The sequence below is a fragment of the Leucobacter chinensis genome, assembly GCF_019049105.1.
GTDB lineage: Bacteria > Actinomycetota > Actinomycetes > Actinomycetales > Microbacteriaceae > Leucobacter_A > Leucobacter_A chinensis.
The window spans coordinates 20,872-42,053 of sequence record NZ_JAHQZR010000001.1 but is presented as its reverse complement, the minus strand read 5'-3'; the positions used below and the strand labels follow the sequence as shown (position 1 = coordinate 42,053).

Annotated in this window: 16 protein-coding genes; 7 read left to right on the top strand and 9 right to left on the bottom strand. The window is 60.6% G+C overall.

Going from position 1 to position 21,182, the window contains the following annotated elements; genetic code table 11:
• Window positions 1–11: 11 nt before the first annotated feature.
• From fusA to rpoB, 8 genes are all read right to left on the bottom strand, one after another.
• Window positions 12–2,126, bottom strand: a complete 2,115-nt coding sequence (fusA, locus tag KTJ78_RS00170; RefSeq protein WP_217131609.1) for an elongation factor G — start codon at window positions 2,124–2,126, stop codon at window positions 12–14.
• A 105-nt stretch (window positions 2,127–2,231) separates the two neighbouring features.
• Window positions 2,232–2,702, bottom strand: a complete 471-nt coding sequence (gene rpsG, locus KTJ78_RS00165; RefSeq protein WP_217131607.1) for a 30S ribosomal protein S7 — start codon at window positions 2,700–2,702, stop codon at window positions 2,232–2,234.
• Window positions 2,702–3,076, bottom strand: coding sequence for a 30S ribosomal protein S12 (gene rpsL, locus KTJ78_RS00160; protein WP_217131605.1), 375 nt, complete (start codon window positions 3,074–3,076; stop codon window positions 2,702–2,704). Before rpsL ends, rpsG begins: the two co-directional genes overlap by 1 nt.
• A 272-nt stretch (window positions 3,077–3,348) precedes the next feature.
• The gene (locus tag KTJ78_RS00155) at window positions 3,349–3,990 is read right to left on the bottom strand and encodes a spermidine/putrescine ABC transporter substrate-binding protein (RefSeq protein ID WP_217131603.1); all 642 of its coding nucleotides are present in this window, start codon (window positions 3,988–3,990) and stop codon (window positions 3,349–3,351) included.
• Window positions 3,987–4,493: a hypothetical protein gene (locus KTJ78_RS00150; RefSeq protein WP_217131602.1), complete on the bottom strand. Its 507-nt coding sequence runs from the start codon at window positions 4,491–4,493 to the stop codon at window positions 3,987–3,989. The genes KTJ78_RS00155 and KTJ78_RS00150 overlap by 4 nt, the downstream gene beginning before the upstream one ends.
• On the bottom strand, window positions 4,490–5,431 hold the full coding sequence (locus KTJ78_RS00145) for a hypothetical protein (RefSeq protein ID WP_217131601.1): 942 nt from the start codon (window positions 5,429–5,431) through the stop codon (window positions 4,490–4,492). Before KTJ78_RS00145 ends, KTJ78_RS00150 begins: the two co-directional genes overlap by 4 nt.
• Before the next feature lie 185 nt (window positions 5,432–5,616).
• The gene (rpoC, locus tag KTJ78_RS00140) at window positions 5,617–9,513 is read right to left on the bottom strand and encodes a DNA-directed RNA polymerase subunit beta' (RefSeq protein WP_217131600.1); all 3,897 of its coding nucleotides are present in this window, start codon (window positions 9,511–9,513) and stop codon (window positions 5,617–5,619) included.
• A 41-nt stretch (window positions 9,514–9,554) separates the two neighbouring features.
• Window positions 9,555–13,052 carry a DNA-directed RNA polymerase subunit beta gene (gene rpoB / locus KTJ78_RS00135; protein ID WP_217132122.1) on the bottom strand — a complete coding sequence of 1,166 codons (3,498 nt, stop codon included), beginning with the start codon at window positions 13,050–13,052 and terminating at the stop codon, window positions 9,555–9,557.
• A 218-nt stretch (window positions 13,053–13,270) separates the two neighbouring features.
• On the opposite strand from rpoB, the gene KTJ78_RS00130 reads away from it, so the two are divergent.
• The 7 genes from KTJ78_RS00130 (at window position 13,271) to KTJ78_RS00100 (ending at window position 19,520) form a co-directional block, all read left to right on the top strand.
• Window positions 13,271–13,978: a phosphatase PAP2 family protein gene (locus KTJ78_RS00130; protein WP_217131599.1), complete on the top strand. Its 708-nt coding sequence runs from the start codon at window positions 13,271–13,273 to the stop codon at window positions 13,976–13,978.
• A gap of 9 nt (window positions 13,979–13,987) precedes the next feature.
• Window positions 13,988–14,275 (top strand): glutaredoxin domain-containing protein, encoded by a 288-nt coding sequence (locus KTJ78_RS00125; RefSeq protein ID WP_217131598.1) that lies wholly within the window; start codon window positions 13,988–13,990, stop codon window positions 14,273–14,275.
• Between the two features lie 12 nt (window positions 14,276–14,287).
• Window positions 14,288–15,133 (top strand): spermidine synthase, encoded by an 846-nt coding sequence (locus KTJ78_RS00120; RefSeq protein WP_217131597.1) that lies wholly within the window; start codon window positions 14,288–14,290, stop codon window positions 15,131–15,133.
• A complete protein-coding gene (locus tag KTJ78_RS00115) occupies window positions 15,130–15,603 on the top strand; it encodes a SprT-like domain-containing protein (RefSeq protein ID WP_217131595.1) in 474 nt (157 codons plus the stop codon). Before KTJ78_RS00120 ends, KTJ78_RS00115 begins: the two co-directional genes overlap by 4 nt.
• Window positions 15,604–15,674: 71 nt before the next feature.
• Window positions 15,675–16,619, top strand: a complete 945-nt coding sequence (locus tag KTJ78_RS00110; protein WP_217131594.1) for a nucleoside hydrolase — start codon at window positions 15,675–15,677, stop codon at window positions 16,617–16,619.
• Window positions 16,616–17,542, top strand: a complete 927-nt coding sequence (locus KTJ78_RS00105; protein ID WP_217131593.1) for a ribokinase — start codon at window positions 16,616–16,618, stop codon at window positions 17,540–17,542. The genes KTJ78_RS00110 and KTJ78_RS00105 overlap by 4 nt, the downstream gene beginning before the upstream one ends.
• Window positions 17,543–17,786: 244 nt before the next feature.
• Window positions 17,787–19,520, top strand: a complete 1,734-nt coding sequence (locus tag KTJ78_RS00100; protein WP_254259221.1) for a 2-isopropylmalate synthase — start codon at window positions 17,787–17,789, stop codon at window positions 19,518–19,520.
• Between the two features lie 94 nt (window positions 19,521–19,614).
• Here KTJ78_RS00100 and KTJ78_RS00095 read toward each other — a convergent pair whose 3' ends face one another.
• Entirely contained in the window at window positions 19,615–21,153 is a 1,539-nt protein-coding gene (locus KTJ78_RS00095; RefSeq protein WP_217131590.1) for a SpaH/EbpB family LPXTG-anchored major pilin, read from the bottom strand.
• Between the last annotated feature and the right edge of the window lie 29 nt (window positions 21,154–21,182).

Here is a 21,182-nt window from a genome sequence, read left to right as displayed (position 1 = left end):
CTTGGGCAAGGTTACTCGCCCTTAGCCTTCTGAACGATCTCATCGGCCACAGCCTTCGGAACCTCAGCGTATGAGTCGAAGACCATCGAGAACACTGCACGGCCTGAGGTCTTCGACCGCAGATCACCAATGTACCCGAACATCTCTGAAAGTGGTACGAGTGCACGCACTACCTTGACACCGCTTGCGTCTTCCATCGACTGGATCTGACCACGGCGTGAGTTGAGGTCGCCGATAACGTCGCCCATGTACTCTTCGGGGGTACGTACTTCAACGGCCATCATGGGCTCGAGTAGCACGGGGTTCGCGAGGCGTGCAGCCTCTTTGAACGCCATCGAGCCGGCGATCTTGAACGCCATTTCTGACGAGTCAACATCGTGGTACTGGCCGTCGAGCAGCGTCGCCTTGACATTCACGAGTGGGAAGCCAGCGAGAATACCGTACTGCATTGCATCCTGAATACCCGCATCAACCGAAGGAATGTACTCGCGGGGCACGCGACCGCCGGTGACCTTGTCTTCGAACTCGTACACCTTGTCGGTGTCGGTCTCGAGCGGAGCAAGCGCGATCTGCACCTTAGCGAACTGACCTGAACCACCGGTCTGCTTCTTGTGGGTGTAGTCGTACTTCTCAACCGTCTTGCGAATCGTCTCGCGGTAAGCAACCTGTGGCTTACCAACGTTCGCCTCAACCTTGAATTCGCGCTTCATGCGGTCAACAAGAATGTCGAGGTGCAGCTCGCCCATACCCGCGATGACGGTCTGGCCGGTCTCAGGGTTGAGGCTAACGCGGAACGTCGGGTCCTCTTCAGCAAGCTTCTGAATGGCCGTGCCGAGCTTCTCCTGGTCACCCTTGGTGTTGGGCTCAATCGCAACCTCAATCACGGGCTCAGGGAAGGTCATCGACTCGAGAACAACGGGAGCGTCCTGTGCGCAGAGCGTGTCACCGGTCGTCGTGTCTTTGAGACCAACAACGGCGTAGATGTTGCCTGCCATGAGCTCGTCAACAGGGTTCTCCTTGTTGGCGTGCATCTGGAAGATCTTACCGATACGCTCGCGCTTGCCCTTGGTCGAGTTGAGTACCGCGGTGCCCGAGGGAATCTTGCCCGAGTAGACACGAACGTAGGTGAGGCGACCGAAGAACGGATGCACAGCAACCTTGAACGCGAGTGCCGAGAAGGGGCTCTCTTCGGTTGGGAAACGCTCGATAACGACCGACTCATCCTTCGGGTCGTGCGCTTCAATAGCACCAACGTCGAGGGGGTTCGGGAGGAAGTCAACAACTGCGTCGAGAACGGGCTGGATGCCGCGGTTCTTGAACGCCGAGCCGCAGAAGACTGGGTAGATCTCGTTGTTGACAACAAGCTTGCGGATCGCAACCTTGATCTCGTCAACGCTGATCTCTTCGCCACCGAAGAACTTCTCAAGGAGTTCGTCATCGGTCTCAGCAACCGTCTCGACGAGCTTCTCGCGGTATTCCTTGGCCTTCTCAAGCAGATCGGCAGGGATCTCCTGGGTTTCGTAGTTCGCACCGAGGGTAACGTCACCCTTCGAGTCGCCCTCCCAGACGAAAGCCTTCATGGTGAGCAGGTCGACAACACCGATGAAGTCGTTCTCAGCACCGATGGGAATCTGCATGACGAGCGGCTTCGCACCGAGACGCGAAACGATCGTGTCGACGGTGAAGAAGAAGTCGGCACCCATCTTGTCCATCTTGTTCACGAAGCAGATACGAGGAACCTCGTACTTGTCTGCCTGGCGCCAAACGGTCTCAGACTGGGGCTCAACGCCCTCTTTACCATCGAACACAGCAACAGCACCGTCGAGCACGCGCAGTGAGCGCTCTACCTCAACGGTGAAGTCAACGTGTCCCGGGGTGTCGATGATGTTGATCTGGTTCTTGTTCCAGAAGCAGGTCACCGCGGCACTGGTGATCGTGATGCCGCGCTCTTTCTCCTGCTCCATCCAGTCGGTGGTCGCGCCACCATCGTGGGTCTCACCGAGCTTGTGGTTAACACCCGTGTAAAACAGAATGCGCTCGGTGGTAGTGGTCTTGCCGGCATCAATGTGGGCCATGATGCCGATGTTGCGGACCTTGTTCAGGTCGGTGAGCACGTCTTGTGCCACGGGTTCCTCCAATGAGTTTGGGAGCCAGGATCGCTGACCCCGACAAACAGTTTCGGTCTGAAGTGATGAGAGGGGCAGGAGCCGAAGCAGCCTGCCCCAGGCTTACTACCAGCGGTAGTGAGCAAATGCGCGGTTCGACTCCGCCATCTTGTGCGTGTCTTCACGGCGCTTGACTGCGGCACCGAGGCCGTTTGATGCGTCGAGGATCTCGTTGGTGAGACGTTCCGTCATGGTGTTCTCACGACGGTCCTTCGCGTAGCTCGTGAGCCAACGGAGTGCAAGGGTGTTTGCACGGTGTGGCTTCACTTCTACGGGAACCTGGTAGGTGCTACCACCAACACGACGTGAGCGAACCTCAAGGGTGGGGCGCACGTTGTCGAGCGCCTTCTTGAGTACCGTCACGGCGTCCTGGCCTGACTTGTCGGCAACGGTCTCGAGCGCTTCATACACGATGCGCTCGGCGAGACCCTTCTTGCCATCTACGAGGATTTTGTTAACGAGCTGGCTGACGACCGGTGATCCGTAAACGGGATCAGCGACCACTGGGCGCTTCGGAGCAGGACCCTTACGAGGCATTACTTCTTCTCCTTCTTAGCGCCGTAGTGGCTACGAGCCTGCTTGCGGTCCTTGACCGCCTGCGTGTCGAGCGCGCCACGAACAATCTTGTAGCGAACACCGGGGAGGTCCTTCACACGACCGCCGCGCACGAGCACCATCGAGTGCTCCTGCAGGTTGTGGCCTTCACCTGGGATGTAGGCCGTTACCTCGGTTCCGTTCGAGAGCTTCACACGAGCGACCTTACGCATCGCCGAGTTCGGCTTCTTCGGGGTGGTGGTGTACACACGGGTGCATACGCCACGCTGCTGGGGATTCGATTTCAGTGCGGGAGCTTTGCCCTTAGCAGGCTTGCTCTTACGCCCCTTACGAACCAACTGCTGAATAGTTGGCACTATTTCTCCTTGTTCGTTCCTGCACGGTGACAGGAATGCTGTATTGCTTGCAGCATGTGTGAGCACAGCAGGCTCACTGACTCGTCGGCGCACCCGAGGGTGTGCTTTGATGACGAGTATGCCGTGGGGGTTTCAACCGGATGGTGAGGGACCCTGAGCGCGAGCGTGATTGCAGCCACAGTGCAGCCACAACGTCAACACACGCCAACAAGTAACATTACCGTGCCCGGGCCGCCAGGTGCAACAAGATGCGCTGGGAGTTCAACCGACGTTCAGTTTCCCGGTGCTTCAAGATTGCGGCTGAGTTGTTCAAGTAGTGCTTCAATTTGCGGATCGACGAAACGCTTGACCGCCTGCCGCACGCCCGGCTGATGTTCAACAAGCAAAAAGCACAGCTCCTGCCCTACCGAGGCAGCCTGTCTATCGGCAACATCGATCTCAAGTTTCAGCTGTCGTTTTTCTGCTTCGGTGAGCGGCGGCCTGGGTAACGCCGGCTCAGGCTTCTCAGCCTGCTGCAACTCAGCAAAGGTAAAGAGAAAGGGTTGAGCACCCGGGGCTTCAACAGCGTCGTGGTCTACTCCATCGTATTCAACGTCAAGTCCCTGACCCGGGTCGTAGCCTCCCGAGTTCCAGATCGCGGCGCCCTCGAGCTCGGCCTGCAAAAGCGGCAGGTGCTCGTTCGTGTACATATCGACCTCGGCGTCGATGAGTCGATGCATGCGTGAGACGAGTGCGTGCACCACCTGGTGAGGGGTGTCACGGGCGAAACCCGCGGCCGCGGCAAGTGGCGAGTTCGTGCACTTACGGCACACCCTCGGCCTGGCGCGGTTCAGGGGCGGCTCCCACGAGGCCAACCACCCCTCCCACGCTTGAATATTCTCGGCAACCCGCGCCGCCAGGTGCTCCCCCGTCACGGCAGGCCATCCTTAAAGTAGTCAGGACCCTCATCGAGCTCGTTCTTCTCCCACGGCCACCGCGGTCGGTCTTTGCCGCTGTAGAGCTTGCGCATCGCGATCCACCAAAAAATGATCACGGCGAGCAACCATGAGACCGCGAGTGCGAGCGCATACGGGCTCAGCCAGGTCTCTTCGATGCTCAGCCCAAAGGCGACGCCAAGCAGCGACCAGAGCAAGTAGGCAGCAGCGGGCATCACGATGATGAGCACAAGTGATGGCGGGTTAGCCCGCAACAGAGAGATCATTTCGCGCCAGAGCACGATCACGAGCATCACGAGGCATAACCCAACGATGCCAGGAGCGGTGACTCGCGAAACGTCACTCTCGATAGGATCGCTGCCGAGAAACCATGAGACGTAGCCCCACGAGACCACGACAAGCGACATGGCAAAAATGGCGACCGCACCGATCAGTCCTCGGGCATAGGCCTTCGTGACTCGGTGCGGAACGCGCTTGTTCATAGTGCCTGCGGTACTTTCAGCTCGGCGAGCTTCTGCTCGTACTCTTCTTGCGCTGCCGCGTTTCGAGTCTTGAGGCGGCGGCCACGAGCGCCGATCCACGCACCAAACCACACGGCGACCTCTCGCGCAGAGACGGCTGCGACAAGCGCGGGGATCGTCAGGGCAAACTTCGCAAAGTCGCGAATGTTGTGGCGCGCGCCTTCGGCAGCGTCGATGAGCTGCGGCGAGAGAGCGTACCCCACGCCGGCGCTTGCCCACACGGCGATGGCGACGAAGAAGCCGAGCACGGCATAGACCCACCAGCCGGCACGGTTAAAGATCAACACGAGTGCGAGCATCGTCACGAAGAAGACGCCGCACGGAATCACGAAGCCGAGCGAGACCAGGTACGGGTACAGCCCCTCTTGCAGGAACGTCGAGGGCGGGTAGTGCCTCGCGAGCCAGAGCGCGAGCAGGCCAGCGTAGATGACGCCGAAGCCGAGCGTTGCCAGGAGGCTAATAAACAGACCCGCGAGTCGGTTCGACTTCATGACCGGGGCATCTGGCTGCTGCATGTAGAGCGCCGCCATCGGATGGTCGGGGCTGATAACCATGGCTCCCGGTTCAATTCCAGGCGTCGCAGCCGGCGCCTGTACGGGAGCAACCGGAGCAGCGGGGGCTACAGGAGCCGCAGCGCTCGGCATCTCAACGCTCTCGCTAATGGTGACGGTTTCTTGCACAGGAAGCATCGCCTCGGTCGAGGTGTCTGCGTGCTCGGCTGGCGTCAGGCCCGACGCCTCGATCGCCTCACCCTCAGGGGTCTCGAGCGCCGTCGTCTCGGCCGTTGACAGCGCGGTCGCATCTTTCGCGCGCTCGATCGCCTCGCGCACGTCGGCGGTGTTGGTCGACTCTTCCTCGCCAGACTGCACCGGCAAATTCTCTCGCTCTTGGTCGCTCATCGCTACCCCTTAGGTCGTATCTCGATCATACTGATCAGCGCAACCGTAGCAAGTTCTCCGGTTTGATTTTCGATGCCGCGCCGAACCGTGTCTGATTTGAAGCGAATACTCTGCAACCCCCGCCCCAAAAGCAAAAGGGAGGGTGCCCCGCCTTAGCGGAACACCCTCCCTGAATGCGTTGCGAACTAGTTCAGGTCGCCCGTCTGGGTAAAGTCGTCACCGATGAAGGTGTCGAACTCGACGAACGAGAGGTCGCCCTCGTCGAACTGGCCGGCCTCGGCGTAGAAGCGGCTTGGGTAGCGCTCTTCCTTCGCCTCGTCGGTCGCCTCGACCGTCACGTTGCGGTATGCATCGAGACCGGTACCTGCCGGAATGAGCTTACCGATGATGACGTTCTCCTTGAGACCGATGAGCGGATCCTTCGATCCTTCCATCGCCGCCTGCGTCAGCACGCGAGTGGTCTCCTGGAACGATGCGGCCGAGAGCCATGACTCGGTTGCGAGTGAAGCCTTCGTGATACCCATAACCTCGGGACGAGCCGTTGCGGGGCGCTTGCCCTCGAGAACAGCCTCGCGGTTGAGGGTCTGGTAACGCGAGCGGTCGACAAGCGCGCCCGGGAGCAGCTCGGTCTCGCCGTGGTCAACGACGGTAACCTTGCGCAGCATCTGGCGCACGATGACCTCGATGTGCTTATCGTGAATCGGCACACCCTGTGAACGGTAAACGCCCTGCACGCCCTCAACGAGGTACTTCTGCACCGCACGTTCGCCTGGAATGTGCTTGCCATCCTCGGTCGAGCCAACCTGCAGCACGTCCTTCGGGTCAAGGGTACCGGCGATGAAGGGCTGACCGATCTCAACGTGATCGCCATCTTCAACGAGCAGGGTTGCACGCTTGAGCACTGGGTAGTTGCGCTCTTCGGTTCCGTCATCGGGAACGAGAATGACGCGACGGCTCTTGTCGGTGTCTTCGATCGTGACGCGGCCTGCGGCCTCGGCAATCGGTGACGCACCCTTCGGGGTACGTGCCTCGAAGAGCTCCTGAACACGTGGCAGACCCTGGGTAATATCGTCTGCCGATGCCGAACCACCGGTGTGGAAGGTACGCATCGTCAGCTGGGTACCCGGCTCACCAATTGACTGAGCCGCGATAATGCCAACGGCCTCGCCGATGTCAACGCGCTGGCCGGTTGCAAGCGAACGACCGTAGCAGACCGCGCACACCCCAACCGCCGACTCACAGGTGAGTACTGAGCGAACCTTGATCTCGGTCACCCCGCCCGCGACGAGCTTGTCGATGAGCACGTCACCAACATCTTCACCAGCGTTTGCGACAACGTCGCCTGAACCGTTCGTGGCGTCAGCCGCGAGGGTACGTGCGTACACCGAGTTCTCGACGTTCTCATCACGAACGAGCTCACCCGACTCATTGGTCGCTGCGATCACGAGGTCGAGACCGCGGGTCGTGCCACAGTCTTCTTCGCGAATGATGACGTCCTGTGAGACGTCGACGAGACGACGTGTGAGGTAACCCGAGTCAGCGGTACGCAGAGCGGTATCGGCAAGACCCTTACGAGCACCGTGCGTCGCGATGAAGTACTCGGCAACCGAGAGACCCTCACGGTACGACGACACGATGGGGCGAGGGATAATCTCACCCTTCGGGTTGTTCACAAGGCCACGCATACCGGCGATGTTACGAATCTGCAGCCAGTTACCACGAGCACCCGAGGTCACCATGCGGAAGATGGTGTTGTCAACGGGGAACGCGTCTTTCATAGCGTCAGCAACATCGTCGGTTGCTCTAGTCCAGATGTCGACGAGGTCGGCACGACGCTCGGCGTCAGTGATCATACCCTTGTCAAACTTCTTCTGAACGTCAGCGGCCTTCGACTCGTATGACGAGATGATTTCCTGCTTGTTCGACGGCGTCACGATGTCAGACAGCGCGACGGTTACGCCCGAGCGAGTTGCCCAGTAGAAGCCCGCATCTTTAATGCGGTCAAGCGTTGCAGCAACTTCAACCTTCGGGTAACGCTCAGCAAGGTCGTTCACGAGCGTTGACAGCGCGCCCTTATCGGCGACGCTCTCGAAGTACGGGTAGTCGGCTGGCAATGCTTCGTTGAAGATTGCGCGGCCGAGGCTCGTCTCAACGAGAACTGGCTTCGTCTGGATCTCGCGATCCTTGCCCGCGTAGCCCTCGATGCGGATCTTGGCCATGGCACCCAGGTCGAGCGTTCCCTGATCGAACGCGAGGATAGCCTCGGCGATCGACGAGAATGCACGGCCCTCGCCGGCTGCGCCTGGCTTCACCGTGGTGAGGTGGTGCAGGCCAATGATCATGTCCTGCGAAGGCAGGGTCACGGGGCGACCGTCTGAAGGCTTCAGAATGTTGTTCGAAGCGAGCATGAGCACGCGCGCCTCTGCCTGCGCCTCAACCGACAGCGGCAGGTGGACTGCCATCTGGTCACCGTCGAAGTCAGCGTTAAAGGCGGCACACACGAGGGGGTGCAGCTGAATTGCTTTACCCTCGACGAGCTGCGGCTCAAACGCCTGAATACCGAGGCGGTGCAGGGTTGGTGCACGGTTGAGCATCACGGGGCGCTCACGAATGATCTCTTCGAGCACGTCCCAAACCTCTGAACGAGCGCGCTCAACCATGCGCTTTGCGGCCTTGATGTTGTGTGCGTGACCGAGGTCGATGAGACGCTTGATGGCGAAGGGCTTGAAGAGCTCAAGCGCCATCTGCTTCGGCAGGCCACACTGGTGCAGCTTCAGCTGCGGGCCTACAACGATCACCGAACGGCCCGAGTAGTCAACACGCTTACCGAGCAGGTTCTGACGGAAACGACCCTGCTTGCCCTTGAGCATGTCAGAGAGCGACTTCAGAGCGCGGTTGCCGGTGCCCGTAACGGGGCGGCCGCGGCGGCCGTTGTCGAACAGCGCGTCGACAGCTTCCTGCAGCATGCGCTTCTCGTTGTTCACAATGATCTCAGGCGCACCGAGATCGAGCAGACGACGCAGACGGTTGTTGCGGTTGATCACACGACGGTAGAGATCGTTCAGGTCAGAGGTCGCGAAGCGGCCACCGTCAAGCTGCACCATGGGGCGAAGCTCAGGCGGAATAACGGGAACAACGTCGAGCACCATCGAAGCGGGGTTCGCGCCGGTCTGCAAGAACGAGTTCACGACCTTGAGACGCTTAATCGCGCGGATCTTCTTCTGGCCCTTGCCCTCGGCGATCTGCAGCAGCAGGTCTTCGCTCTCTGACTGCAGGTCGAAGCCCTCGAGGCGACGCTTAATCGCCTCGGCACCCATGTGAGCGTCAAAGTAATCGCCGTAGCGATCCATGAGCTCAACGAATGCCGCGTCTTCAGGCTTGAGGTCGCCCACCTTCAGGTTGCGGAAGTCTTCCCACACCTGCTTGATGAGGTTGATCTCGTTATCGAACTGAGCGCGCACCGCAGTGGCCTCTTTTTTGGCTGACTGCTCTGCACGACGCTTCTGGTCGGCCTTTGCACCCTCAGCCTCGAGAGCAGCGAGATCTTTCTCAGCCTGCTGCATAAGCTCGGCGATCGTGATGTCACGCTCGCTCTCAAGTGCCTTCAGCTCCTGCTTGAGCTCCTGTTCGAGGCCTGCCATGTCTTCGTGGCGGCCTTCTTCATCAATGTTGATGACCATGTACGCGGCGAAGTAGATGACCTTCTCGAGGTCTTTCGGCGCCATGTCGAGCAGGTAACCGAGGCGGCTTGGAACACCCTTGAAGTACCAGATGTGAGTCACGGGAGCGGCGAGCTCGATGTGGCCCATGCGCTCACGACGAACGCTCGACTTGGTTACTTCAACGCCACAGCGCTCACAGATGATGCCCTTGTAACGCACGCGCTTGTACTTGCCACATGCACACTCCCAGTCGCGGCTGGGGCCAAAGATCTGTTCGCCGAACAGGCCATCCTTCTCTGGCTTGAGCGTACGGTAGTTAATCGTTTCGGGCTTCTTAACCTCGCCGTACGACCAACCACGAATATCTTCAGCGGTCGCGAGACGAATCTGAAGCTCGTTAAAACTCGTTCCTTCGAGCAATGTATCTCCTTGAAATTCTAAATTCTCTAGTGTGCGACCGTTTAGATTTCGTCAGCCGACGAAGCTTCAAAACGGGTTGAAAGGCTGATGCCGAGCTCTTCTGCGGCACGGTGTGCCTCATCGTCGTTGTCGCGCAGGCTAACGGCGTTACCGTCGGCACCAAGCACCTCAACGTTCAAGCAGAGCGACTGCATCTCTTTCATCAACACTCGGAACGATTCGGGAACGCCCGCCTCAGGAATGTTCTCACCGCGAACGATGGCCTCGTAGACCTTCACGCGACCGAGAATGTCATCAGACTTGACCGTGAGCAGCTCCTGCAGCGCGTATGCGGCACCGTAAGCCTCGAGTGCCCACACCTCCATCTCACCGAAGCGCTGGCCACCGAACTGTGCTTTACCACCGAGTGGCTGCTGCGTAATCATCGAGTACGGACCGGTTGAACGAGCGTGAATCTTGTCGTCGACCAAGTGGTGCAGCTTCAGGATGTACATGTAGCCAACAGCAACCGGGTACGGGAAGGGCTCGCCTGAGCGACCATCAAAGAGTCGCGCCTTGCCGCTCGAGTTGACCATGCGCTCGCCATCGCGGGTAGGCAGGGTCGAGTCGAGCAGACCCGAGATCTCAGCCTCAGTCGCACCGTCGAACACGGGGGTCGCAACCTTGGTGTTTGGCGCAACATCGAGTGCGTTGTCAGCGAGGCGGCCAGCCCACTCGGGCGTGCCTTCGACCTTCCAGCCCTGCTTGGCGATCCAGCCAAGGTGAGTCTCGAGAACCTGACCGAAGTTCATTCGGCCTGGGATACCGAGGGGGTTCAGGATGACGTCAACCGGAGTACCGTCTGGCAGGAAGGGCATGTCTTCAACGGGAAGAATCTTCGAGATGACGCCCTTGTTACCGTGGCGGCCAGCGAGCTTGTCGCCCTCGGTGATCTTACGCTTCTGAGCGATGTAGACCACGACGCGCTGGTTGACGCCCGAGCCGAGCTCATCGTCGTCGTTCTCAGCGTCAAACACCTTAACCGAGATGACCGTACCCGAGACGCCGTGAGGCACCTTGAGTGACGTGTCACGAACCTCGCGGCTCTTCTCGTTGAAGATAGCGCGCAGGAGGCGCTCTTCAGCCGAGAGCTCGGTCTCGCCCTTCGGCGTGACCTTACCAACGAGAATGTCGCCAGGCTGAACCTCAGCACCGATGCGAATGATGCCACGCTCGTCGAGGTCTTTAAGGGCCTCCATCGATGCGTTCGGCAGGTCGCGAGTGATCTCTTCTTTACCGAGCTTCGTGTCACGAGCGTCAACGTCGTACTCTTCGATGTGAATCGATGAGAGCGTGTCGTCTTTCACGAGGTTTTGGCTGAGAATGATCGCATCCTCGAAGTTGTGACCTTCCCATGGCATGAATGCCACGAGCAGGTTCTTACCGAGTGCGAGCTCGCCGTTCTCGGTTGCTGGGCCGTCGGCGAGAGCCTGGCCCTTCTCCACGCGCTCGCCAAGCTTGACGATCACACGGTGGTTGTAGTTCGTTCCCTGGTTCGAGCGGTTGAACTTGCGCAGGTAGTACGTACGTGAGCCAGCGTCATCGTTCAGCACGGTCACGGCGTCAGCCGAAACTTCGGTGACAACACCAGGCTTCTCGGCGACAATCACGTCACCGGCATCGATCGCCGCGTAGCTCTCCATGCCCGTTCCAACGATCGGTGACTCTGAGCGCACGAGGGGAACAGCCTGGCGCTGCATGTTCGCACCCATGAGGGCACGGTTCGCATCGTCATGCTCAAGGAAGGGAATGAGTGAGGTCGCAACCGACACCATCTGGCGCGGTGAGACGTCCATGTAGTCGACCTGGTCTGAATCAACGAGAACCACCTCAGAGCCACGGGGGCGCGCAAGCACCTGTGCCTCGGCGAAGTGACCGTCGTCGCTGAGTTCAGCACCGGCCTGAGCGATGAGGAACTCATCTTCTTCGTGTGCGGTGAGGTAATCAATCTGGTCGGTTACCTTGCCGTTTTCAATGCGACGGTATGGGGTCTCGATGAAACCAAATGAGTTGATGCGCGCGAACGTCGCGAGCGCACCGATAAGGCCAATGTTCGGGCCCTCAGGGGTCTCAATCGGGCACATACGGCCGTAGTGCGATGGGTGAACGTCACGAACTTCAACGCCCGCACGGTCACGCGAGAGACCGCCGGGGCCGAGAGCCGAGAGACGGCGCTTGTTCGTCAGACCCGCGAGCGGGTTGTTCTGGTCCATGAACTGTGAAAGCTGCGAAGTACCGAAGAACTCCTTGATCGCAGCGAGCACAGGGCGCGTATTGATCAGGGTGTTCGGCGTGATCGCCTCAATGTCCTGGGTCGTCATGCGCTCGCGAACAACGCGCTCCATACGGCTGAGGCCGGTGCGCATCTGGTTCTGGATAAGCTCGCCAACCGCGCGAATACGACGGTTACCGAAGTGGTCAATGTCATCGACGTCGAGACGAATGTCAACGACCTCGCCGTTACGGCTACCAGGAAGTGACTCGGTGCCCGCGTGCAGGCCTACGAGGTACTTGATCGTCGAGATGATGTCTTCGAGCGTGAGCACCGACTCAGTGATAGGCAGTTCAAGACCGAGCTTACGGTTGATCTTGTAGCGGCCGACCTTTGCGAGGTCGTAACGCTTCTCGTTGAAGAAGCTGTTGTCGAGCAACGCGCGGGCAGCCTCAATCGCAACCTGCTCGCCTGGGCGCTGCTTGCGGTAGATGTCTTTCAGAGCATCTTCCTGCGTCTCAATGTTGCCGTCCTTGGCAAGCGTGAGCTCGATCGACTCGTAACCCGCGAACTCCTCGCGAATCTCGTCTTCGGTCATGCCGAGGGCCTTCAGGAAGACCGTTACCGACTGCTTGCGCTTGCGGTCAATGCGCACGCCGACCTGGTCGCGCTTGTCAATCTCAAACTCGAGCCATGCACCACGGCTCGGGATGACGCGCGCGGTAAAGAGGTCTTTATCGCTGTTCTTCTCCGGGGTGCGCTCGAAGTACACACCGGGGCTACGCACGAGCTGCGAAACAATAACGCGCTCGGTGCCGTTGATGATGAAGGTGCCCTTGTCGGTCATGATGGGGAAATCGCCCATGTAGACCGTCTGGCTCTTCAGAACCTGCGTCTCGGTGTTGTAGAAGGCAGCCTCGACGTAGAGTGGCGCCGAGTAGGTCTTGCCCCGCTCCTTGCACTCGTCGATCGTGTACTTCTGCTCGTCGAGAATGGGGTTCTCGAATGAGAGCTGCATGGTGCCAGCAGCATCTTCAATCGGTGAGATCTCTTCAAAGATCTCTTCGAGCCCGTTCAGCGTTGCGACATCGTCGCGCCCCTCGGCTTGGGCCTCAGCAAGACGCTCTTTCCAAGCGTCGTTGCCGACAAGCCAGTCGAAGTTCTCAAGCTGGAGAGCCAGCAGGTTAGGAACCTCAATAGTGTCAGAAACCTTAGCGAACGAAACGCGTGAATTTTCACGCGAGTTCTTGGGTCGGTTTGTGGAAGATGCGTTGCGCGCAGCAGCCAAAAGAATAACCTCCGTGAGCCCCGTCGGGCTAAATTGTCCGGATATTGCGATGAGTGACTTCACTGGATGCAAAACGCACCTGAAAACGAGGTGCTGACCGACCGCAATATGAAGGCATAGCAAAACAGGAAGTGCAACTACCTAATGTACGCCAGTTTGCACCGCTTGTCTAGCGGGTTTCCTGAGTGTTCGTTGCGCTTCCGGGTAGGGTGGCTCACATGAATTATAGCGCTCCGCCCGACCACGAGACACCAAACCGCCAGATGCGAAGCTTAAGCATCAAGCCGTGGATCATCGGCGCGCTGCTCGTCGTTCCCGTCGCAGCTGCCTTTTGGTTTGCTTTCGGCTCGACTGCTCCTTTGCCCTTCGACGAGTGGTGGCACGAGCGAATTACGGCAAAGCCTCACTCGGCAACGTTTAGTATCGCAAACGTTCTGCATGTCTTTGGGAGCACGAAGAGCATGGCAATCATCGCTGCTGTGCTCACGATATTCCTTATCGTCTTACGCCGATGGCGCGAAGCAGCCACTATCGCCACCACCATGATCGGCGTGCTCGTGATCGTCGTCACGCTGAAGTTCACCGTTGAACGCCCCCGCCCCGTGAACATGCTCGTAGAGCAGGGCGGCACTTCCTTCCCCTCGGGGCACTCTCTGGCGGTCGCGGCCCTCTTCACGAGCATCACCTGCATCTTCGTCGTTCACAGCCGCAAAAAACGAACCTTTACGGTGCCACTCGTGGTGACGATTGCCGCGATCCCCCTCATGATGTGGAGCAGAACCGCGCTGAACGTGCACTGGCTCTCAGACACGCTCTGCGGAGCGCTGTTTGGCATCGCTCTCGCGCTCGTCGTGGCGCGCGCCCTCCTACGTGTTCCTGAAGAGGCAGTGTTAGCGCCCGGCGAACAGCCCCGGCAGATTGCCTAAGATATTCGTATGACTGCAGAATCAACCATCACCATGTTCGGCGCTGACTGGTGCGGCGACTGCCGAAGGGCAAAGCTCATGTTCGACCGCCTTGGGGTGCCTTATACCTACATCGATCTCGTACAAGACGAGGCCGCGGTCGAGGTCGCAAAAGACATCTCGGGTCGCACTAACATTCCCGTCATCGTGTACCCCGACCAGTCGTTTCAGGTCGAGCCTTCAAACGCCGACATCACGGCGAAGGTCAGCGAACTCGGGCTCGGCACGCAGCCAGATGGGGCCGAGGCGCTCTCGTAGCACCTCGCTCCCATGACCGCTGTTGAACGTCGCCTCGGCGACGGCAGTCTCGCCCGAATCGAGCCAGATCCGTACGTTGCTGGCGCCATGCAGTTACTCCTTGACGGCACCCCGCAGTCGCACGTGAACCCTGAGGCCCCGAGCGACCTCTTCTTTGAATACGTGCGTCGCATGGGCCACGTCATTGACGCGGTACGCGAGCCAGGGGCTCCCATCACCGCTCTGCACCTGGGAGGCGGCGCCTTCACCCTCCCCCGGTATATCGAGGCGACCCGGCCCGGCTCGCAGCAGCAGGTTATTGAGCTGAACGGCGACCTTATCGATTTCGTGCGCGAGCACCTCCCGCTCCCACGCAGAGCAAGCCTCAGGGTGAGGCGAGGCGACGCACGAGAAAAACTCTCGTCGTTGCCAAAGGGGCTCCTCGGTGCCGTCGATGTCGTAGTCGTTGACGTCTTTAGCGGCGCTCAAACTCCCGCTCATCTGACGAGCACCGAATTTTATCGAGAACTCGAGCCTTTCCTCGCACCCCAGGGTGTGGTGCTCGTCAACGCAGCCGACGGCCAGTCACAGCGATTCGCCCGTTCTCAGGCGGCAACGCTCGAGAGCGTTTGGAAGAACGTTATCGCCCTCGCCGAGCCGCAGGTATTGAAAGGCCGTCGCTTCGGCAACGTGGTACTCGTCGCCGGGCTCACCAACGCTTTCCCACTGCACCGCCTCATGGCGGCAGGCCCGCACCCAGCGAAGCTGCTCGAGGGCGAAGATATGCGGCGCTATATCGCGGGCGCTCAAGCGGTAACCGATACGACAGCCGAGGCCTCACCGCCGCCACCCGACGCGCTGTTCGGTTCGGGCCGTTGACTGTCGACCGCCAGCGCGCAGCCGGTATTGCGCGAGGACTCATTGCCGACCACCTGGGCGATGACTGGTCATTCGCCTTCGACACGGCAAAGCGTCGAGCAGGAGCGTGCCACTACACGAAGCGCTCAATCACGGTGTCACGGTACTTCACCGAGCAAGCAACAGAAGAGGAGTTCACCCAGGTCATGTTGCACGAGATCGCGCACGCTCTCGCGGGGGCTGACGCGGGGCACGGGCCAGAGTGGGCCTCGACCGCACGAGCGCTTGGTTACTCGGGCGCACGAACCCTCGAAACTCCCTTCGCCCGCGAGAAGGCGGCGTGGGTTGGCGCTTGCCCAGGCGGTCACGACCACTATCGTTACCGACGGCCGACAAGGCTCCTCTCATGCTCGCTCTGCTCGAAGCGCTTCGATAAGCGGTTCGTCATCGAATGGACCTTTGTGCCGCATTCTGCACGTAAAACGCACTGAGCTTCGCTCGTCAGCGCGTGCAATACACTGGTTTTTTACGAGCACGCGAGAGAACCCAAGGAGCGCTTACCGTGGCACGACCAATCATCATCGACACCGACCCTGGCATCGACGACGCAGTCGCTATTTTCCTGGCAGCGGCAAGCCCCGAGGTAGACCTGCTCGGCATCATCTCGGTTGCAGGCAACGTTGGCCTTAAACACACCAGCGGGAATGCCGCGGCACTCGCTGATCTGCTCCAGCTCAACATCCCACTCGGCAAAGGTGCAGACGGGCCGCTCTGGCGGCGGGACACCAAGCCAGCCGACCACGTGCACGGGGCCAACGGGCTTGGTGGCTACGCGCTACCCCAGTCAGATCGTGTCGCAGAGCCAGGGCTCGAGCTCATGGCAAGACTCATCGAAGAGAGTGAGGAGCCCGTCACGCTCATCGCGATCGGCCCGCTGACCAACGTCGCGGGGCTCATCACCTTCTACCCCGAGACCGCTCGCAAACTTGAACGCATCGTACTCATGGGGGGCGGAACCCTCGAACACATGGGCAACGTCACCCCGGCCGCCGAGTTCAACATCTACTACGACCCCGACGCCGCCGCACGCGTCTTCGACTCTGGTCTGCCCATCACGATGGTCGGTCTGAACGTCACGAACACAGCCCTCGTTGGCCCCTCGCACCTGCCCGGTCTCGCAGGGTCTGACGGCAAGGTCGCCGACATTACACGTCACCTCCTCTCGACCTATCGCAGCAAGGTTGAAGACAACGGCACTGCTCAGCACGACTCGGTTGCGGTCGCCTCGGTCATCGACCCCACGCTCATTGAGACGAAGCTGCTCCACGTCGATATTGACAACACAGGCAGACTGACTGCCGGGCAAACCGTGGTCGACCACGAGGGCGGCTCGGGCATGACCCCCAACATCGATGTTGCCCTCTCGATCGACCTCGAGCGATTCAGGTCACTGCTCGATACCAGGCTCACTGCCCTCGATACCCGCCTCAGGGGCGCGGCATCATGACACAGCGAGTCACGGTCGTTGGCAGCGCCAACGCCGACCTTGTCGTAGCGGTTGATCGGCGGCCCTCGGGCGGTGAAACCCTCATGGGCGGCGAGCTCAGCATCATCCCCGGCGGCAAAGGCGCGAATCAGGCCGTCGCAGCCGGGCTTGCCGGCGCGGTGACGAGCTTCGTCGGTTGCGTTGGTAACGATGGGAACGGCGAGATTCTACGAGCCTCGCTCACGCGAGCCGGCGTCAGCACTCGTTCATTGCACGCGACGCAAAGCCCCACGGGCACGGCCATCATCTTCCTCACCCCAGACGGCGAGAACTCAATCGTCGTCTCTCCCGGAGCAAACCACGACCTTACCCGAGCACTCGCAGAACGCGAGTGTGCCACCTGGCGCGAGGCAGCAGCCGTCGTGCTGAGCCTCGAGATTCCGCTCGAGACCGTTCGCTTCGTGATCGCTGATGCCGCCGAGCACGGCACCCGCGTCATCGTCAACGCCGCCCCCGCAACCAGCCTCGGGCGCGACGTACTCGAGCACTGCGATCCGCTCATTGTCAACGAGCACGAAGCGCTCGAGGTGCTCGGCGCCACGGGCGATGACCCCGACGCGAGTGACTACCCAGCGCTCGCGACGCGCCTCCTCGCGGCTGGCGCTCGCTCAGTCATCGTCACGCTCGGCGCAGAGGGCGCCCTCATTGCAACGGGGGCGGGCTGCGAGGCCATGCCCGCCTTCTCGGTGCGAGCGACCGACACGACAGGTGCGGGCGACGCTTTCGTCGGCGCCGTCGCAGCTGAGCTCTCACGCGGAGCTGACCTCAGCGAGGCGGTTCGTTTCGCGCAGGCGATGTCGGCGCTCTCGGTGCAGCGCCTCGGGGCCCAAACCTCATACGAGAATGAGCAGGCAGTTCGGGCTTTTCTGGCAGAAAACGCATAACACTTCTTGCAACTTGTCTGAGGAGTTGCTAAGGTAATCGCATGCTTTCTGCAGTGCTTCTTCTTCGTCGCCACGACGGGGCCTAACCGACCGGCTCCCCGTCGTGGAGTCGAAGCATGCGTCGGTCACCATACACGCACAGAAAGCACCGAGCATGAGCCATACGGCATTCGCAAGATTCAATACTCCCTCAGGGCCAAGGCCCGAAAATGCACCCTTCTGGAACCGGCAACGGCACTCACAAATGCCATCGCACCGCTACCGCGACGTGTACGAGCGCGTTACTGTCGGCCTCACCGACGCCGAGCGGGAGTGGCCCTCGAAGCGCCTCACGAAAGCACCGCTCTGGGTTCCTGTCGATCTGCGAGACGGCAACCAAGCGCTCGCTGAGCCGATGGACCCCGCACGCAAGAAGCGCTTCTTCGAACTCATGGTCGCGATGGGCTACACCGAGATCGAGGTCGGCTACCCCTCGGCCTCGCAAACCGACTATGACTTCGTACGGCTCCTCGCCGAGGGAACCCTCGCTCCAGAAGAGGTGACCCTCGTGGTCTTCACGCCGGCGCGCCGTGATCTCATCGAACGCACCGTCGAGTCGATCAGGGATATTCAGAATCCCGTCGTCATCCACATGTACACGGCCACGGCCCCGACCTGGCGCGAGATGGTCTTGCGCAAGAAACCCGCAGAGCTCAAAGAGCTCATCTTGCGCGGCGCAACCGACATTCTCGAGCTCGCAGGGCACCTGCCCAACGTGCGCTTCCAGTTCTCGCCCGAGGTCTTCAATCTCACCGAACCCGACTACGTCATCGATATTTGTGACAGCGTCACCGAGCTCTGGCAGGCGAGCCCCGAACGGCCCGTCATCTTGAACCTGCCCGCGACCGTTGAGGTGGCGACCCCGAACGTCTACGCCGATCAGATCGAGTACATGCACAAGCGACTCGCCAGGCGCGACAGCGTGATCCTCTCGGTGCACCCCCACAATGACCGAGGCACCGGCATCGCCTGCGCAGAACTCGCCGTGCTCGCCGGGGCCGACCGCGTCGAGGGCTGCATCTTCGGCAACGGCGAGCGCACGGGCAACGTTGACATCGCAACGCTCGCGCTCAACCTGCACGCCCAGGGCATCGATCCCATGATCGATTTCTCTGACATCGACGAGATTCGCCGCACGGTCGAGTACTGCAACCGCATCACGGTTCCCGAGCGCCACCCCTATGTGGGCGACCTCGTGCACACGGCGTTCAGCGGCACACACCAAGACGCGATCAACAAAGGCTTTGCCGAGCATCGTGAGCGAGCCGAAGCGCTAGGAGTGCCCGAAAACGAGGCCGCGTGGCACGTGCCCTACCTTCCCATCGATCCTGCCGATCTTGGCCGAAACTACGACGCCGTCATCCGGGTCAATTCGCAATCGGGCAAAGGCGGCATCGCCTACCTGCTCGCGACCGAGTACGGAGTCGAGCTGCCGCGCCGAGCCCAAATCGATTTTGCGCGCCGGGTTCAGCATCACACCGATACCTCGGGGGCCGAGATCACCGCTCACGAGATCTGGCGCGTATTTCGCGAGAGCTACTGTGCTCCAGTGCGGATCGAGCAGCCGTTCTCACTCACGAATTACGCTACCTCTGGCGTTGGAACCGAGCTGAGCACTTCGGTCGAGATCATGACGCCCGAGGGGCATGCCAGCTCATCACACCATGTTGGAACCGGCCCAGTCGAAGCACTCACTGCGGCACTCGCTGCGGAAGGGGTCGACATCGAGATTCTCGAGTTGCACCAGACGAGCCTCACTGCGGGCAACGACAGCGAGGCGCTCACACTCATCGAGTACCGGGTCGGCGCCGAAACCGCGTGGGCGGCTGGCATCGCTTCATCGGTGCTCGCCGCATCGCTCGAGGCGCTCATCGCAGCAGCAAACGCCGTGATCAGCACGCAGCAGGTCGCTGAGCGCGACCTTGAGTACGTGGGCTAGTCGAACCAACGAAGAGAGGGGTGGGGGGGGGCCGGGGGGGGCCCCCCCCCCCCCCGCCCCCCCCCCCCACCCCTCTTGCGCTACAACGCCGTCGCTATGCGCGCTTGCGTCGGTTAAACACGACGGTTCCCGCTGCAACCGCGACGAGCGCAAGTCCGGCAACAACCATGAGCACCTGACCGGCCGAACCAGTGAGTGGCAGCTCAGGTACGCGCTGCTGCTTGTTCGTGATCTCCTTTGAGATCTCGGTGACCTCGCCCGGGTTCACGATGACCTCGGTCTTCGCCGCATCTCCGGTGGGCAACACGAAGCCGTTTGGCGCCCGGGTCTCGACCAGCACGTAGCATCGAGCGCTCAGGCCGTTGGTCATCTGCCCTCCGTTCAGCTCGTCGTCGCCGATCCACAGCCCATCAATCAGAATGCTGCCGTCGCTTCCCGACTCGACGATGAATTCACTGCCATCGGCGTTCTTGACCTGTTCGAGCCCCTCATCGAGCTTGCAGCCAGAGGCCTTCTCGCTGATGTAGAGCGTAAACTGAGCGCCCTGCAGGCCTTTACCGGTGGTCTCGACATCAACCTTCTTCATCGAGACCCCACCCCAGCGGGTCCATACCTCGTTGGTCGGGGTACCGGGGTTGTTGTCGCCATCAAGGTCGAGGTCGTTCACGTTGACGATCGCCTTGTTCGGCATGGTGCCATCGCCGAGCGTGGTGATCGTTGCCATGAATTCGACCTTCAGAACGTCGCCCACATTCAGGTCGGCTAGGGTCGTGGCACTCAGCTCAACGGTGAGCGTCGAGCGTTCGGGAGTTCCACTCTTTGTCCACCCAGCCGTGTAATCGCCGCCAAGGGACAGCGGTGCACCGTTGAGCGTCACAAGGGGCAGCTCTGAGCCGGTGAGGCGCTGGTCAAGTGTGTCAGTGACGATGAACTTCGTGTAGGTGTCGCCGGTCACGGCGGGTGCCTTCTGCGAGATCGTGTAGTTGATCTTCGAGCCCAGGACGTAGCCGTTGGTCGGCTGGTTCTGGATGGTCTTGACGGGCGTATCGCCCACGTCGTTCTTCGGGTACACGTTGACGTTGTAGACCCAGGTTCCGTCGCCTTCACCGACGTTCACGCCGGGGGTAGGAACGGTGACGACGAACGGCTCGGACTTCTTTGTCACGTGCGCCGGAACCGTCTTCTCTCGAATGAGGTACGCGCCGAGAGCAATCGATCCGGTCTCGGTCACACCGTTCACGGTCGGGTCCATGACCGTGCAGCCGGTGAGGGTGAGGTTTCCAAGCGCGGTACCGGTGCGAGCCCCGACGAGGTCATCGGCGGTGAGCCCGCGCAGCGTGTCCCAGCCAATATTTGCGCCGCTCAGCAGGTCAATGCCGTCAATCTTGCAGTACTCAAAGACAACATCATCGATCGGCTTCGAGTCAGGCCTCGTACCATTACCGTCTGGGTTCATTTGGCCTTCGCCCGGGGCCTCGAACTTGTTAATGGTGATCGAACCGGTGCGCGTGGTGTCGATCTCTTCTGCGTGAGCGGTACTCGCGCCGACAAAAAGACCAAGCGCGCCGACGGCCATCACCGCTGTCGCGGCTATGCCCCGCCGCACCGCTCGGGGTTTCGTGTGAGTGTTCATATCGATTCCTTTCTGGAAAATCGGTAGAG